Below are 14991 nucleotides of genomic sequence, written 5' to 3'. Positions count from 1 at the left end.
GCCAGGGAGAGATAGCCACGTGGTCTTCAAACGGATGCTCCGAGCCTTCGGAGTCGGTGGACCGACTGTCGACACCGTCCTGTCCAACGCCAGCACCCGCCCCGGCCTGACCCTGGCCGGCCAGGTCGACATCACCGGCGGCGACCACGAGGTGGAGATCGACCAGATCACCGTCGCGCTGGTCACCCGGGTCGAAATGGAGACCGACGACGAGGAGTACGACGGTACGGTCGAGTTCCATCGGGTTCCGGTCTGCGGCGAGCTGCGTCTTGCCGCCGGGCAGCAGTTGTCGTTGCCGTTCGAGATCGACGTGCCGTGGGAGACGCCGGTCACCGACCTGTACGGTCAGCGGCTGCCCGGCATGACCATGGGCCTGCGTACCAAGATCTGGGTCCGCGGTGCCATCGACCCGGGCGACCTCGACGACGTGCACGTCTATCCGCTGCCGGTGCAGGAGCGGATCCTGGAGGCGTTCGCCGCGCTCGGGCTGCCGTTCACCGGTGCCGACCTGGAGCACGGCCAGTTGGCCGGCCTGCCCCAGACGATGCCGTTCTACCAGGAGATCGAGTACGCGTCGGCACCGCAGTACCCGGGGGTCAGCCAGGTCGAGCTGACGTTCGTCGCCGACCCGCACGGGGTGACCGTGGTCCTGGAGTTCGACAAGAAGTCCGGGCTGTTCACCCCCGGTCATGACGCGTACGGCCACCACCGGGTCGAGCACGCGGCCGCCGAGAGTATCGACTGGATCGCCCTGGTGGACTCCTGGCTGCGGCAGTCGCTGGAGCAGCGACACGCGCTGTTCGGCGGTCACGGCGGCTACGGCGGTGGTCATGGCGGGCACCACGGTGGACACGAGGACGGTGGCTCCGGGATGGGCGGTGTACTTGCCGGTGCGGCCGGTGGCGCCCTCGCCGGTTTCGCCGCCGGCATGGTCGCCGAGGAGGTCTTCGATGTCATCGGCGACGGCGACGAGGAAGAGTCCGAGGAAGAAGAGGCCGAGGAGTAGCCGCTGCCCGCGCTCCAGATCACAGCGCTCCAGGGCGCAGCACCGCAGATAGCCGGAGTCGACGACCCGGCCCGCCTTGGGCCGGGTCATACCCCATCGAGCAAGGAGAACAGACAGGATGCCGGTCACCGCTGACCTGACCACGCTGGTCGACAAGGCCTACCAGGACAAGTCCCTGACCGAGATCGTCGCCGCGCCGGTCGCCGCGCTGAAGGGCGTCAGCGAGAGCGATGCCAAGCTGCTCAAGGACGCCTTCGGCATCGTTACCGTCGGAGACCTCGGCCGGAACCCGTACTTCCGGACCGCGCAGGCGCTGGTGAATCTCGGCGGCGAGTAGCCGAAGCGGCCGGCCTCGGCCCGCGTCTCGTCGTTCCGGTGATGGGCGGTGCGGGGCGACGGACGTTGCTGGAGCGAGTCCGGACGGTATCCGGCGGGGCGGTGGGAGATTTTCCACCGCCCCGCCGGATTGTTTCGTGAAGATGACGCATCCTCTTGACCTGGATTGTGTGAGCGCTAACACTGTTTGCATCGAAGATGGTGACTGCGAAGGGTGTCGGTCATGAGGCGATCGCGATCCACGGTCAACTGGCTGGCGGCGACAACCGCCGCCCTGGTGACTGCGGCCACCACCGCCGTGGTCGCCGCCGCCCCGGCTGCTGTCGCGGCGGCAACTCCGGCGGCCTCGGCCGCTGTAGCGGCTGCCCCGGCCTCGGCTGCTCTCGCGGCTGCCCCGGCCTCGGCTGCTCTCGCGGGCAGCTCGGCCGTGATCGCGGCGGCGGTCCCGCCCACCGTCCAGTTCACCAACCCGATCGTCGAACAGCGGGCCGACCCGCACGTCCACCGGCACACCGACGGGTTCTACTACTTCGTCGCCACCGTCCCCGAGTACGACCGCATCGTCATGCGCCGGGCCACCACCCTGCAGGGCCTGGCCACCGCAGCCGAGCGGGTGATCTGGCGCAAGCACTCGACCGGCGAGATGGGCGCGCACATCTGGGCACCGGAGCTGCACTTCATCGACGGCAGGTGGTACATCCACTTCGCCGCCGGCCGGGCCGAGGACATCTGGGCCATCCGCCCGTACGTGTTGGAATCCTCCGCCGCCAACCCGCTCGACGGACCGTGGATCGAACGCGGCCAGATCCAGCCCTCGCGCCCCGGCTTCTCGCTGGACGCCACCACCTTCGTCCACAACGGAGTCCGTTACCTGGCCTGGGCCGAGTACGCCGGCAACAACTCCAACATCTACCTGGCCCGGATGGTCAACCCGTGGACGTACACCGGCACCCCGGTCATGATCAGCACCCCGACGTACGCCTGGGAGACCCGCGGCTACCGGGTCAACGAAGGCCCGGCGGTGATCATCCGCAACGGCCGGGTCTTCATGACCTACTCGGCCAGCGCCACCGACGCCAACTACGCCGTCGGACTGCTCACCGCCTCGGCCGGCAGCAACCTGCTGAACGCGTCGTCGTGGACCAAGAGCCCCAACCCGGTGCTGGCCAGCAACAGCCGGACCGGCCAGTGGGGGCCCGGGCACAACTCGTTCACCGTCGCCGAGGACGGCAGCGACGTGATCGTCTACCACTCGCGCAACTACGAGCGCTACCTCGGCAACGGCTACGACCCGCTGAACGACCCGAACCGGCGTACCCGGGTGCAGAAGATCTACTGGAACGCCGACGGCACACCGAACTTCGGCGTACCGGTGCCGGACGGTGCCACGCCGATCCGGCTCAGCGCCCACGACCAGCCGGGCCGCTACCTGCGGCACTGGGAGTACCGGGTCCGCCTCGAAGCGAATGTGACTAATTTGGCCGACTCGCAGTTCCGGGTCGTCCCCGGGCTGGCCAACTCGGCCGGCATCTCGCTGGAGTCGACCAACTTCCCCGGCTACTACCTGCGGCACCGCAACCACCAGATCTGGGTGGAGGCCAACGACGGATCCAACCTGTTCCGGCAGGACGCCACGTTCATGGCCCGCTCCGGGCTGGCCGACGCCGGCAAACTGTCCCTGGAGTCGGTCAACTTCCCCGGCCAGTACGTCCGGCACCGCGACGGCCTGCTCTACCTGGAAGCCGTACCGGACGCCGCCGACCGCGCCTCGGCCACCTTCGCTCTCAGTTGACCCCCCGCCCGCGTCCGCACACCCCCGCGTCCACCGCGCCCCACCGCATCCTGCTTATCGCCTCCACCGCGAGTTGAAGCTGAGGCACCTCAAAACGCTGGCGTGAGGTATCTCAGCTTCAACTCGTGGGGCGGCCCGGCTGAAGGTGCACCGAGGGCGCCTCCGTGAAGGGGCATCACGGGGCAAAACGCGCTTTGCGTGGCGCTGAGTCGCCCGTTGCCCACTCAGCGCCTGACGAGTTGAAGCTCAGATACCTCAACACGCTGGCATGAGGTATCTGACATTCAACTCGCGCTGCTCGCAGCGGGCGATGCACTGTCGCGGCCGGCGGCGGGGCAGGGCTGCCGTACGGTGCTGGCATGGCACAAGCGGAGATCTACGTCAGCACGGACGTCGAGGCGGACGGGCCGATCCCCGGCCCGCACTCGATGTTGAGCTTCGCCTCGGCGGCGTACACGGCCGGCAAGGAGCTGGTCGGCACGTTCAGCGCCAACCTGGTCACGCTGCCCGGCGCCAGCGGCGCCCCGCAGACGATGGCGTGGTGGGAGACGCAGCCGGAGGCGTGGGCGGCGTGCCGGGCCGACCAGGAGGAGCCGGCAGCGGCGATGGCCCGGTACACGGAGTGGCTGGCTCAACTGCCGGGGCGGCCGGTGTTCATCGGCTATCCGGCGGCGTACGACTTCATGTTCGTCTACTGGTACCTGATCCGCTTCACCGGATCGAGCCCGTTCTCCCACTCGGCACTGGACATCAAGACGTACGCCATGGCGCTGATGGGCACCGGCTACCGGACGACGTCGAAGCGGACCATGCCCCGCGAGTGGTTCGGCGATCAGCAGCACGACCATGTCGCCCTGGACGACGCGATCGAGCAGGGCGCGCTGTTCTGCGCCATGCTCGCCGCGAACCCGGCGACCCGCTGACGCGGCGCGGCAGGAGCCGCGGGTAGCTATCGGAGTGTTCCGGCAGGGGCGACCCACTCACTGCGCGGTCCGCCGGCCTCGGTGATCAGGTCGAAGTCAGGTCGAAGTCACGGTCATAGTGCAGGACTGTCGCGCCGTGCTCAGCCGCTGCCGCGGCGGCGATCAGATCGACCGGGCTGGCCGCTCGGTGGTACCCACGTCGGGTCAGCGCTGTCTGGATGTCCCGTGCCCGAGTGGCTACCGCAGAGGTGATTGGAAGATCAGTCATGATTTCGGCCCGGCGGGCGCGGATTGCCATCGCATCCCGGAATTTGCGGGCGCTGCGACCGTCATCGAGGTCCAGCGGGAGACAGGTCGCCGCTGCCCCTTCCTGCAGGATCATGACGAGCCGCTTGTTCACGGCGGGTGCGAGTCGCCCCGCCGGATGCTCGGCGATCCGGCAGGTTTGCAACGCGGGTCAGCAATGATCGCGCTGGCGGTGGTGTTCATCAGCCGTGACGCAACGGCTCGCCGCTGTTCACGTGGAAGTGCAGGTGTTTGGAGTCCTGGTATGCGCCGAGGTTGGTAAGGACGCGAGCTGCGCCGTGTTCGGCGGTGACCTGTGCCGCGATATCGCGGACGACGGCCAGCACTTGGTGAACCTCGGAGATGTCGGCGTCACCCAGGTCTACCAGTGACGGGATATGGCGTTTGGGGACGACCACGATATGGACGGGCCAGAAGGGCCGGGTGTGATGGAAGGCGAGCACGTGGGCGGTCTCGGCCACGACCTGGATCGGGGTCTTGCCGCTGAGTGCCTGTTCGCAGTAGAAGTCGTCGGTCATTGGACCGATGGTAGTGGTGTCCACAGACGAACATGGTTATTCGCGCCGACGACGTCTTTGTCGGTCAGCGGTAGCCGGACGGGGTGGCGGTCGCGGTGTAGCTGCTCTGCCAGCGGCGCAGCGCGTCCTTGATCCGGTCGTTCTGTTCGTACGTGCGGTCGAGCTCGGCGTAGAGGACACCGAGGTCGTAGGCGACCCGTTCGAGGAACGCGGCGACGTCGCCCGGATCGAGCCCTCGTCCGTGGGTGCGCCGGCTGGCGGTGCGGAAGTGCTGGCTGCGGACCTGCCAGGGCCGGATCGGCCGGTACCCGGTCGGCCGCTGGTTGCGGCCATTCGCGGGTACGCGGTACACGCCGCTGCCGTTCGGCCAGTCGTGCGGTGGCAGGGACACCATCCGACGCCGCTGCCAGCGGACCCGCCACCGTCGCCACAGTTCTCGCATCGCGCTTTCCTCCCTTTGGGTATCGGGTTTTGTGGAAGGGGTGGCCCTGCCGCTTGCCGATCGGCAGGGCCACCCCGCCCCAATCACCGCAGCCCTCCTTGGCAGTACGGCAACCAGGGCAGTCTTCGATTCACGGCGGATCAGTCAGGTCGGGGGCCCGGGGCGCGTGCGTACTCCATTTCGGTGTTACTTGCGGGAACGCGGTGTCGGCCGCGTTTCGGCCACTGACCAGCACCGGAGCGGCCATGGCACGGGGGTTCCTGGCTGTTCCGGTGTTGACGGCCGTGGCCGTGAAATGGTTTTCTCGCACGCACCCCGGGGGCTCGGTCCTCCGTGGATCTTGCTTTCTCAACTTCCTACCCCTCCACCCTGGACTATCCACCCCATGCGATGGAAGATGTGGGAGTCGGAGGGTTCTCGGAGAGTTCCTACGAATCTGATAAGGGGGCCGATAATGATCGACTTGCAGGAGGCCATCCGCAAGGAGCGGACCGCGCGAGGGCTGTCGCAGGAGCAGCTCGGCGCGCTGGTCGGGGTGAGTGGGTCGTCGATCGGCAGCTACGAGGCGGGGCGGCTCATCCCGGTGCCGGCGATCGCCAAGGCACTCGACGGCGTCTTCGAGACCGGCGACCGGATCCAGCGGCTGGCGGCCCAGGCGCGCGGGCAGTCGATCGCCCCGTTCCTGCGCTCGTGGGCCGAGAACGAGGCGCAGGCGAGCATCCTGCGCTACTTCGAACTCTCCGTCGTGCCGGGGCTGCTGCAGACCGAGGCGTACGCCCGCCAGTTGCTCACCGACGTCGGCCCGGTCGACGACGTCGAGACGTCGCTGGCCAACCGACTGGCCCGGCAGGAGGTCATCACCCGGGCGGAGAATCCGGCGCACTTCGTCGCGGTGCTGGACCGGTCGGTGCTGCACCGACAGGTCGGCTCGCCGGACGTGATGGTGGAGCAGTTGACCGCGCTCGCCGCCGCCTGTGACCGGCCCAACGTGCGGGTGCACGTCGTGCCGGCCACCGCCGGGGCGTACGCCGGGCTCAACGGTCCGTTCGTGCTCGGCACGGTGCACGACCGGAGGGTGGGCTACCTGGACACCCACTTCGGCGGCGAGCCCATCGACGATCCGCAACGGGTGCGCCGGCTCGAACAGGTGTGGGAAGATGTCCGCAGCCACGCCCTGCCCATCGCGGAGTCCCGCGAGATGATCGAGAAAGCGGCGCTGACATGGAGCTGACCGGCACCCCGCGTTTCCGCAAGTCGACCCGGTCCAACGGTGCCGGCGGTGCGTGTGTCGAGGTCGCCGACAACCTGCCCGGCGCGGTGCTCGTACGCGACAGCAAGGACCAGACCGGTCCGGTGCTCACCTTCGCCCCCACCGCCTGGTCCACCTTCGTCACGCACCTCCCCACCCACCCCTGAGCTCAACTCAGGCAGCGCACCCGGACCGCGATCGGCACCCGCTGAGCGCCGTCCGTGTCCCACTCGATGACGGTCAGCTCGGCGCGGTGCCGTTCCATCGAGACCGCCTCGCCGCCCTCGGTGGCGAGGCAGGTCGGATAGCTCTCGTCCGAGTGCACCGTTCCCTCGGCGTCCTGCCAATTGTCGGTGAGTACGGAGTAGATCTTGTCCCCATCGTCGGGCTCGCGCACGACGCCGTCCGGATCGAACGCGATCAGTCGTGTCTGCTCGTTCGACCAGACGACGGTGCCGGTCAATACCACCGCAGTGGCCGAATGCCGGTCACGCGCCAACCCGATCTGATAGCCGCCGAGCCCGGCGACGAGCGCGGCGATAGCCGCGAGCGTGATCGATATCCGTCTCTGTTGAGGCGCTGGTACAACGGTGACGCGTCCTTGAGCGGTGCTCGACATCGTGGCAGGGTACGTCAGCAACCAGCGGTGAGGGGTGCGATGTGGCTTCGGCGGTTCGATTTCTGCTGGTCACGACGGTGTAGATCGTTGTGGTCGCGTTCGCTTCCGCGATGACGCTGCAGGCGTGATGTCGAGTCATGAGTTCAACCAGGACACGGGATGGGCGAAGGTCGCTGCCCGCACCGGGCCGGTCTTCATCACGGATCGAGGACCACCAGCGGCCGACCAGCAGCCAAGGGAACATCTTCGCCCTGATCGGGCTGCCCCCGAGCCGTCGACTCCGGTGCGCTTGCCGTTGATTAGCGGAGGTGCCTGCGGATTTCCGCCGTGAACTGCGGTAGGCCGGCGCGTTCGAGCAGTGGCAGGAGCGCGGCGACGGTCGTCGGCTCGCGTCGATACGAGGCGGCCTGTTGTTCGAGGATCTCAATAGTCAGGCCGGGGTAGAGATCGAGTTGATCGAGAAGGAAGTCGTCGGGGTGGACCGCGAGGATGTCGTACGGCTTCAACGCAGATTCGGGGAAGTCTCGAAGGTTGAAGGTGACGATGACCTCGGCGTTGGCGCGCACGGCGGCGGCGAGGATGTGACGGTCCTTCGGATCATTCGACATACCATCAATGAGTGTCTCGTACCCGGTAACCATTGCGTCCGGGAACGTGCGGACCATGTGACCGATACGTCGGTCAACCCGGCCGACGTCGATGCCTGCCGCGACCAGATTGCGGTGCAGTTCTGTGTGGATGTCAGTCGACCAAAGTGGGCGATACGCCTCGGCCTCGGCGAGTCGGAGAAGGGTGTCGCAGAGGTAGACCGGGTAGAGCGCACAGGTGTCGAGTAGGGCGGGAAAGGCCACGACTGGTCTGCCTCACCTGGTCCGCTTGGGCGTCGCGGCCAGATCGTAGAGACCGTCTTCCTCAGCTTCGGTGGCCATCTGGTCGAGAGTTTGGCGGCGTTCGCGGCGGGTGCGTTCGCGATAGTCGAGGATGTCGCGAAGCATGACCCGGCGGTGTCGTCCGCGCATGGTGTAGGAGATCTCGCCGTCAATCAACAGCCGTACGAGAGTGGGACGCGAGACGTTGAGCAGGTCGGCAGCTTCCTGCGTGGTGAGCATGGTGTTGTGTGGCGCGATCGAGACTGCCATCCCCTGTGACAGGGCGGTCACCACGTCCCGTAGTACCCCATACAGCTCATCCGGGATGTTTAGGTAGGTGCCGTCCGGCCCGATGAGTCTTGCCTGAATGGGCGGAGCCGCGTCGGCCATACCACGGGCGAACCTGGCGAGATCGGAGCCGTCCTCTGGTGGGAGGACTGTCCGCTCGCGAAGCGCGTTGACCATGCATCGAGTCTAACGCTAATCGAAAAATCCGCAACAAGTTGAGGTTCGTGAAGTAGGTGAAGGCGGTGATTTGGGGTGATTTGTCGAGTCGGACCACGCCGACCCAGTCGGCGTCGAGCACCATCTGCAGGTAGCTGCGCCGGGCCGCCCCGTCGCGTAGCTCGGCCTCGACGACGTCAGGTACCACCACGGTGACGTCTGCGAGGAGCGCCTTCAACACGCCGAGCCACTGGCTGCGGGCGAAATAGTTCAACGGACCGGTGTCGAGGACGTACGTCTGGCGGTCGGGATTCACGAGGTGAAGGCCCAGATCTCGGCTTCCTTCGCCGGGCTCGGGCAGGTCGTCGGCGGCGAACGTGTCGAGCAGGAGGTCGAGCGCCCGTTCGAGGGTGACGATTTCCCGCCGGTACAGCCGCAGGACCGCCTGGCCGCCACCCGCTCGCCGATACTCACTGTTCGACTTTAGAACAATCGCGGTCGCCGAGGGAGCGGGTCAGGCCAGGGAATCGTCGGACGCGTCCACAGCCTGTCCGTGACCCCGGGCCTGGTCCGGGACCACGAACTCGGCGCCGGCGGCCAGCGCCACGTCGGGGCCGAAGAGCCTGGCCGGGGTGTACGCGCCGGGGCGGCCCTCGCCCTTGGCCAGGCGGAGGGCCACCTCGGCGACCGCGTCGGCCGTGAACGTCATGCCCTCGCCGGTGCGCAGCCAGCCCTCCCGTACCCGGCCGGACGGCCATTCGACCCGGGCGCGGCCCCACGACGACCGGCGTGGGCGCTCCCTGGCCGTGGTCGTCGTGACGCGGGCGAGCCGCCGGGTGGCGAAGCCGGCCAGGCCGGGCAGCCGCAGCAGGCCACCGGCCGCCGACGTCGCGGCCCTGGCGGCCGGGTTGGCGGGAGCGAGAGCCGAGGCGCCGATCACCGACGGGGCGCCGCTGGCCTGCCAGGCCGCGAAGAGTTCGCCGCTGCCCATGGCAGCGGTGGTGACCACGTCGCCGTCGGGGGTGGTCAACCGCTCGGCGGCACCGCCGGCCCGGACGCGTACCAACTGGCCCTGCCGCACCTCGCGACCGCCGTCGCGCAACGCCTGCACGATGGTGGCGGACAGGGCTTCGCCGAGGGCACCGGGTTCGACCTCGACCGACGCGAGCGCGTCGACGCGTACCCGGGAAGGTTTTTCCTCGCCCGCCAGCAGGTGCAGCAGGATGCTCTCGGTCGCGAGCACACCGAAGCCCGCCCCGCAGACCAGGGTGCGACCGGTCGCCGCCGCCTCCCGGTGCATGGCGTGCAGCGACTCGAACGCGCTCAGCTCGTTGCCGACGTCGACGTAGTGGGTGCCGGCCGGGCAGGCCCGCGCGACCTGCGGCGCGGTGACCGCGAACGGGCCCACCGTGTTGATCACGACGGCCGGCGACTCGGCGGCGAGCCGCGCGCAGACCTCGTCGAGTGTGCCGGTCACCGCCCGGGTGTCCGGAACCATCCGGGTCAGCCGTTCCCGGTCGCGGCCGACCACCACCACCTCGGTGCCCGCCTGCCGCAGGCGCTGCACCGCCTCTCGGCCGACCCGGCCGGTCCCGCCGAGCACCCAGATCTCACCCGCCATGTTCGCCTCCATCAGTCATGGCACGTCGTGTCATCACTATGGCACGGCACGACACGTCGTGTCATCACTAGGATGTGCAGCATGGGTCGATGGCAGCCGGGAGCGCGGGAACGGCTCGAGCAGGCCGCACTCGATCTCTTCCTCGAGCAGGGCTTCACCGAGACCACCGTGCCGCAGATCACGGCACGGGCCGGGCTCACCACCCGTACGTTCTTCCGGCATTTCGCCGACAAGCGGGAGGTGCTGTTCGCCGGCGAGGAGTCGATGCCCGAGCAGGTGGCACGCCTCATGGTCGGGGCCCCGCGGTCGCTCGGCCCGATGGAGCTGATCGCCACGGGCCTGCCCCCCGCCGCGGCCGCGATCTTCGAGGGCCGCAGCCTCGACTACCTGCTCCGCCGACGTGCCGTGATCGGCGCCGAACCCGCCCTGCAGGAGCGCGAGCTGCGCAAATTCTCGCTGCTGTCGCAGGCCATGGAGCAGGGCTTCCGCGATCGCGGCATCGACGACCTGACCGCCCGGCTGGCGGCCGAGATCGCTGTGACCACGTTCCGGATCGCGGTGACCCGCTGGCTCGACCAGCACGGCGACCCCGACCTCCCGGCCACCATCGACCTGACGCTGGCAGCGATGAGACACCTGGTCGGTACGCCGTCGGCGTGAGGCCGGAACCTCGGATGCTGCACGCCGTAGCGGCCGCCGAGGGGCGAGCTGGTCGACATGCGCGCAAAGTGTCACGCATTCGGGGTCGGGGATGCCGGTTGAGCTTGATGCCACAGGTGCATCAAGATGCACGTGCGGCATCAGGTTGTCGGAGGCACCATGAGGTAACCGGAAGTTGGCGACCCGCCCGACACGCCGACCCAAAGCTCCAAGCAGGAAGCAGGAAGCAGGAAGCACGAGGCCCGGGGCACGAGGTCCGGGCCGGGAAGGGTGCGCCGGCCCACTTTTCAGGTGAGCCGGCGCAATTGTTCCGGTCTTCAAGTATTGCTGGTCAGTAGCAGAGCAGGGTGACGTTCGCGGTGTAGTAGTAGTCGCTGATCTGGTTCACGTAAGAGCTGACGACGAAGCAGTCGATGAAGGGGTTGTAGCCATCGATCTGCGCCCACGTCTCGGCCTGGAACCTGGCGCTGAGGGTGGCGCTGCTCGCGCTGCTTCCGCTGCCGTAGCCGTAGTAGTAGCCGACCGCAGCCGTGCTGGCGGACGTGGTGCTGGCCTGGGTGTTCGACGACGAATCGGCGGCGATCGCGGCGGTCCCGGTGGCGGCCATCGCGCCCACGACCATCGCCGCGGTGGCGGCGACTCTTGCGAGAGTACGCACGGATGTCCCCTTCCTGTTGCGGATTTGATGTCACGGTAACAGCGCCATTCGTGATCAGCAATGTCTTGTCGTTATACGGCTCGTGTCGACAAGGGCGTGCCGACCTGCGACAACTACGAAAAGTCGAAATTGAATTGCGGCTGACCAGTGGTTTCGGCGACTGCATTTATTTGCATGATCTCGCAAACCGCGCGTACCCAGTCAGGCGAGGTCAGGCAGGGTCAGTCAGGGTCAGAGCGGGACCGGGCGCGGACCGGGAGTCGGACCTCAGGCGGAGTCGCGCCGGACGAGTTCGGTGGGCAGCACCACGGCCGGTTCGACGGGCTCGCCGTCGGCCAGTCGTAGCAGCAGCCGGGCCAGCGTCCGGCCGATCTCCTGGATCGGCTGGCGGACGGTGGTCAGCGCCGGGTCCAGGTAGCCGGCCATCTCGATGTCGTCGAAGCCGATGATCGCGACGTCGTCGGGCACCCGGCGGCCGGCTTCCCGCAGCGTACGGATGGCACCGTGGGCCATCAGGTCGGAGGCGACGAAGACCGCGTCCAACGCCGGGTCGTCCTCGAGCAGCTGACGCATCGCGACCGCACCCGACTCGCGGGTGAAGTCACCGGCGGCGACCAGCGACCGCCCACCGGTCTCCCGGATCACCGTACGGTAGCCGGCCAGCCGGTCCACCCCGGCGATCATGTCCTGCGGGCCGGCGATCGTCGCCACCCGCCGCCGGCCGGATTCGAGCAGGTAGCGGACCGCCCGCTCGGCGCCGGCCTCGTTCTCCACGTCCACGTACGGCACCCCGGCGCTGACCTGCCCCATCGGTCGGCCGCTGCACACCACCGGCAGGCCGCTGCGGGCCAGCGTGCCGGGCATCGGGTCGACGCCGTGGATCGAGGCGAACATGACTCCGTCGACGTGTCGGCCCAGGGCGTACCGCTCGACCCGGTCGTGGCTGCCGACCGAGCCGGACATCATCAGCACCAGCTGTTTGTCGGCCGCCTCCAGCTCCTGGCTGACGCCGTGGATGATGCCGGGGAAGACCTGGTCGTCGGAGAAGACCCGGGTGGCGGTCTCCGGCAGGATCAGCCCCATCGAGTCGGTGCGCTGGGTGACCAGGCTGCGGGCGGCCAGGTTGGGGACGTACCCCAGCTCCTGGACCGCCCGCCGGACCGCGTCCTGAATCGGTTCGGCAACGGTGGTGGAGCCGTTCACCACGCGCGACACGGTGGCCCGGGACACGCCGGCCCGGCGGGCGACTGCCTCCAGCGTCGGACGTTCCCTGGCCATGCTCACGCCTGCGCTCCCCGTCTGTAAAAGCTCCCGCCACCTCGGAAAACGCCAGCGGCTCAGCCGATGCCGTTGCGGCGGATCACCTCTTGGTACCACCGTGCGCTGGCCTTCGGCACCCGCCGCTGGGTCAGGTAGTCCACGTACACGATGCCGAATCGCTTGGCGTAGCCGTACGACCACTCGAAGTTGTCCAGTAGCGACCACACCAGGTAACCGCGCAGGTCGACCCCGGCGGCGATCGCGGCGTGCGCGGCCCGCAGATGCCCGTCCAGGTAGGCGACCCGGTCGCTGTCGTCGACCCGTTCGCCGTCGGGGTCAAGCTGGTCGGGGAAGGCGGCGCCGTTCTCGGTGATGATCATCGGTACGCCCGGGTAGTCCCGCCCCAGCTTGCTCAGCAGCGCGGTCAGCCCGGACGGCTGAATCTGCCAGCCCATGTCGGTCAGCGGCGGTGCCGGGGCGATGAACTCGATGCCCTCGGTGCCGGGGAACGCCCCGCCACCACCGGGCGCGCCGTCGCGGGCGGCCAGGTAGGTGGGGGAGTAGTAGTTGATACCGAGCAGGTCGATCGGCTCGCCGATGATCTTCTCGTCGCCGTCGCGGATGTGGTCCAGACTGGTGAACCGGCTGACGTGGTCGAGGATGCGCTGCGGGTAGCCGCCGCGCAGGATCGGATCGAGGAAGATCCGGTTCTGCAGGTCCTCGACCAGCTCGACCGCCTTGGCGTCGGCTTCGCTGGCCGGGTCGGCGGGGAACGCCGACGTCGGGTTGACCGTGATCCCGATGGTGGACGCGCCGGCGGCGCGCAGCGCCTGGTTGGCCAGCCCGTGGCCGAGCAGCAGGTGGTGCACGGTCCGGAAGGTGGCGGCCGGGTCGGTACGGCCCGGGGCGTGCAACCCGGAGCCGTAACCGAGGTACGCCGAGCACCACGGCTCGTTGAGCGTGGTCCAGGTCTGGACCCGGTCGCCGAGCCGGGCGTACACGGCCCGCGCGTACTCGGCGAAGGCCTCGGCCGTCTCCCGGTTGGTCCAGCCGCCCCGGTCCTCCAGGGTCTGCGGCAGGTCCCAGTGGTAGAGCGTGATGATCGGCTCGATGCCGTGCCCGCGCAGCTCGTCGACGAGCCGGTCGTAGAAGTCCAGCCCGTACGGGTTGACCGGGCCGGTGCCGTCCGGCTGCACGCGCGGCCAGGCGATCGAGAACCGGTAGGTGTGCAGCCCCAGTTCGGCCATCAACGCCACGTCGTCGCGGTAGCGGTGGTAGTGGTCGCAGGCGACGTCCCCGGTGTGCCCGGCGTGCACCTTGCCCGGCGTACGGCTGAACGTGTCCCAGATCGACGGGCCGCGACCGTCCGCGCGGGCGGCGCCTTCGATCTGGTACGACGCGGTGGCCGCGCCCCAGATGAACGAGTCGGGGAACCGTACGGGCTCGTTGGAGTTCGTCACGCCTTGACAGCACCTTCCATGATGCCGCCGATGATCTGACGGCCGAAAATGATGAACACGATCAGTAGTGGCAGCGTAGCGAGCGCCGTACCGGTGAAGACCTGCGACATGTCGTTGTAGTAGCCGTTCGACAGCGCCCGCAGCGACAACTGCACGGTCGGGTTCTCCGGGTCGTTGAGCACCGCGTACGGCCAGAGGAAGTCGTTCCACATGGTCATGAAGGTGAGCAGGCCGAGCACGGCGGCGGCGGGGCGTAGCGCCGGCAGCACCACGTTCCAGTAGATCCGTAGCGTGGAGCAGCCGTCGACCCGGGCCGCCTCGATCAGTTCGGTGCTGACCGCCTGGCTGGCGTACTGCCGCATCAGGAACACCCCGAAGCCGGTGACCAGCGCCGGCACGATGACCGCGGCGAGCCGGTCGTTCCAGTCCAGCTGGCTCATCAGCATGTACAGCGGGATGACGCCGAGCTGAGTCGGCACCATCATCGTCGCGATGATCACCAGTAGCAGGGCGTTGGAGCCCTTGAACCGTAGTTTGGCGAAGGCGAACCCGGCCAGCGACGAGAACAGCACCACCGAGAAGGTGACGGTGCCGGCGACGATCGCCGAGTTGATCATGCCGGTGAGGAAGTACGCGTCGGGGTTGTTGAACAGCCGCTCGATGTTGCCCGGCAGGTTGCCGCCCGGGGTGAGCGGCGGCGGGATCTGCCCCATGGCGTCGCTGGACCGGGTGGCGACCACGAACATCCAGTAGATCGGGAAGATAGACATCAGTCCGGCGACGATCAGCGTCGCGTACGTCAGTTTGCTGGCGCTCCACAGGTGCTGA

General features: G+C 68.4%; 19 protein-coding genes. 8 read left to right on the top strand and 11 right to left on the bottom strand.

The window, feature by feature from the left end; all coding sequences use genetic code 11:
• Positions 1-19 precede the first annotated feature (19 nt).
• The 4 genes from ACN27J_RS15890 to ACN27J_RS15875 all read left to right on the top strand — a co-directional run bounded on the left by ACN27J_RS15890 (position 20) and on the right by ACN27J_RS15875 (position 4057).
• On the top strand, positions 20-1006 hold the full coding sequence (locus ACN27J_RS15890) for a sporulation protein (protein ID WP_421367107.1): 987 nt from the start codon (positions 20-22) through the stop codon (positions 1004-1006).
• 118 nt (positions 1007-1124) lie between these two features.
• Positions 1125-1343 (top strand): hypothetical protein, encoded by a 219-nt coding sequence (locus ACN27J_RS15885; RefSeq protein WP_278119086.1) that lies wholly within the window; start codon positions 1125-1127, stop codon positions 1341-1343.
• A gap of 222 nt (positions 1344-1565) precedes the next feature.
• Positions 1566-3134, top strand: coding sequence for a family 43 glycosylhydrolase (locus ACN27J_RS15880; RefSeq protein ID WP_421367106.1), 1569 nt, complete (start codon positions 1566-1568; stop codon positions 3132-3134).
• Between the two features lie 359 nt (positions 3135-3493).
• Entirely contained in the window at positions 3494-4057 is a 564-nt protein-coding gene (locus tag ACN27J_RS15875; RefSeq protein ID WP_421367105.1) for an exonuclease, read from the top strand.
• 85 nt (positions 4058-4142) lie between these two features.
• On the opposite strand, the gene ACN27J_RS15870 is transcribed toward ACN27J_RS15875, so the two are convergent.
• From ACN27J_RS15870 to ACN27J_RS15860, 3 genes are all read right to left on the bottom strand, one after another.
• A complete protein-coding gene (locus tag ACN27J_RS15870) occupies positions 4143-4457 on the bottom strand; it encodes a PIN domain-containing protein (protein WP_421367104.1) in 315 nt (104 codons plus the stop codon).
• Between the two features lie 88 nt (positions 4458-4545).
• Positions 4546-4881: an HIT family protein gene (locus ACN27J_RS15865; protein ID WP_421367103.1), complete on the bottom strand. Its 336-nt coding sequence runs from the start codon at positions 4879-4881 to the stop codon at positions 4546-4548.
• Positions 4882-4945: 64 nt separating this feature from the next.
• A complete protein-coding gene (locus tag ACN27J_RS15860) occupies positions 4946-5323 on the bottom strand; it encodes a DivIVA domain-containing protein (RefSeq protein WP_421367102.1) in 378 nt (125 codons plus the stop codon).
• Between the two features lie 454 nt (positions 5324-5777).
• Here ACN27J_RS15860 and ACN27J_RS15855 point away from each other — a divergent pair, with 454 nt between their 5' ends.
• Together ACN27J_RS15855 and ACN27J_RS15850 are read left to right on the top strand one after the other, a co-directional pair.
• Entirely contained in the window at positions 5778-6554 is a 777-nt protein-coding gene (locus tag ACN27J_RS15855) for a helix-turn-helix domain-containing protein (protein WP_421367101.1), read from the top strand.
• Complete coding sequence (locus ACN27J_RS15850; protein WP_421367100.1) at positions 6545-6739, top strand: DUF397 domain-containing protein; 195 nt, start codon at positions 6545-6547, stop codon at positions 6737-6739. The genes ACN27J_RS15855 and ACN27J_RS15850 overlap by 10 nt, the downstream gene beginning before the upstream one ends.
• A gap of 2 nt (positions 6740-6741) precedes the next feature.
• Here the strand turns inward: ACN27J_RS15850 and ACN27J_RS15845 are convergent, their stop codons facing one another.
• The 3 genes from ACN27J_RS15845 to ACN27J_RS15835 all read right to left on the bottom strand — a co-directional run bounded on the left by ACN27J_RS15845 (position 6742) and on the right by ACN27J_RS15835 (position 8525).
• Positions 6742-7191 carry a hypothetical protein gene (locus ACN27J_RS15845; protein WP_421367099.1) on the bottom strand — a complete coding sequence of 150 codons (450 nt, stop codon included), beginning with the start codon at positions 7189-7191 and terminating at the stop codon, positions 6742-6744.
• A gap of 299 nt (positions 7192-7490) precedes the next feature.
• Entirely contained in the window at positions 7491-8042 is a 552-nt protein-coding gene (locus tag ACN27J_RS15840) for a PIN domain-containing protein (protein ID WP_421367098.1), read from the bottom strand.
• A gap of 12 nt (positions 8043-8054) precedes the next feature.
• A complete protein-coding gene (locus tag ACN27J_RS15835) occupies positions 8055-8525 on the bottom strand; it encodes an excisionase family DNA-binding protein (RefSeq protein WP_421367097.1) in 471 nt (156 codons plus the stop codon).
• A gap of 298 nt (positions 8526-8823) precedes the next feature.
• Here ACN27J_RS15835 and ACN27J_RS15830 point away from each other — a divergent pair, with 298 nt between their 5' ends.
• A complete protein-coding gene (locus ACN27J_RS15830) occupies positions 8824-8991 on the top strand; it encodes a hypothetical protein (protein WP_421367096.1) in 168 nt (55 codons plus the stop codon).
• A gap of 27 nt (positions 8992-9018) precedes the next feature.
• Here ACN27J_RS15830 and ACN27J_RS15825 read toward each other — a convergent pair whose 3' ends face one another.
• Positions 9019-10125 carry an NAD-dependent epimerase/dehydratase family protein gene (locus ACN27J_RS15825; protein WP_421367094.1) on the bottom strand — a complete coding sequence of 369 codons (1107 nt, stop codon included), beginning with the start codon at positions 10123-10125 and terminating at the stop codon, positions 9019-9021.
• 81 nt (positions 10126-10206) lie between these two features.
• Here ACN27J_RS15825 and ACN27J_RS15820 point away from each other — a divergent pair, with 81 nt between their 5' ends.
• Positions 10207-10785 carry a TetR/AcrR family transcriptional regulator gene (locus tag ACN27J_RS15820; protein ID WP_421367092.1) on the top strand — a complete coding sequence of 193 codons (579 nt, stop codon included), beginning with the start codon at positions 10207-10209 and terminating at the stop codon, positions 10783-10785.
• A 331-nt stretch (positions 10786-11116) separates the two neighbouring features.
• On the opposite strand, the gene ACN27J_RS15815 is transcribed toward ACN27J_RS15820, so the two are convergent.
• The 4 genes from ACN27J_RS15815 to ACN27J_RS15800 form a co-directional block, all read right to left on the bottom strand.
• Complete coding sequence (locus ACN27J_RS15815; RefSeq protein ID WP_421367091.1) at positions 11117-11443, bottom strand: hypothetical protein; 327 nt, start codon at positions 11441-11443, stop codon at positions 11117-11119.
• Positions 11444-11710: 267 nt separating this feature from the next.
• Positions 11711-12721, bottom strand: a complete 1011-nt coding sequence (locus tag ACN27J_RS15810; RefSeq protein WP_421367090.1) for a LacI family DNA-binding transcriptional regulator — start codon at positions 12719-12721, stop codon at positions 11711-11713.
• A 59-nt stretch (positions 12722-12780) separates the two neighbouring features.
• The gene (locus ACN27J_RS15805) at positions 12781-14163 is read right to left on the bottom strand and encodes a GH1 family beta-glucosidase (RefSeq protein WP_421367089.1); all 1383 of its coding nucleotides are present in this window, start codon (positions 14161-14163) and stop codon (positions 12781-12783) included.
• Complete coding sequence (locus ACN27J_RS15800; RefSeq protein WP_123607253.1) at positions 14160-14933, bottom strand: carbohydrate ABC transporter permease; 774 nt, start codon at positions 14931-14933, stop codon at positions 14160-14162. The genes ACN27J_RS15805 and ACN27J_RS15800 overlap by 4 nt, the downstream gene beginning before the upstream one ends.
• Between the last annotated feature and the right edge of the window lie 58 nt (positions 14934-14991).

The sequence above is a fragment of the Solwaraspora sp. WMMB762 genome (assembly GCF_049179115.1).
Lineage (GTDB): Bacteria > Actinomycetota > Actinomycetes > Mycobacteriales > Micromonosporaceae > Micromonospora_E.
This window is presented reverse-complemented; position numbering and strand designations above follow the sequence as displayed.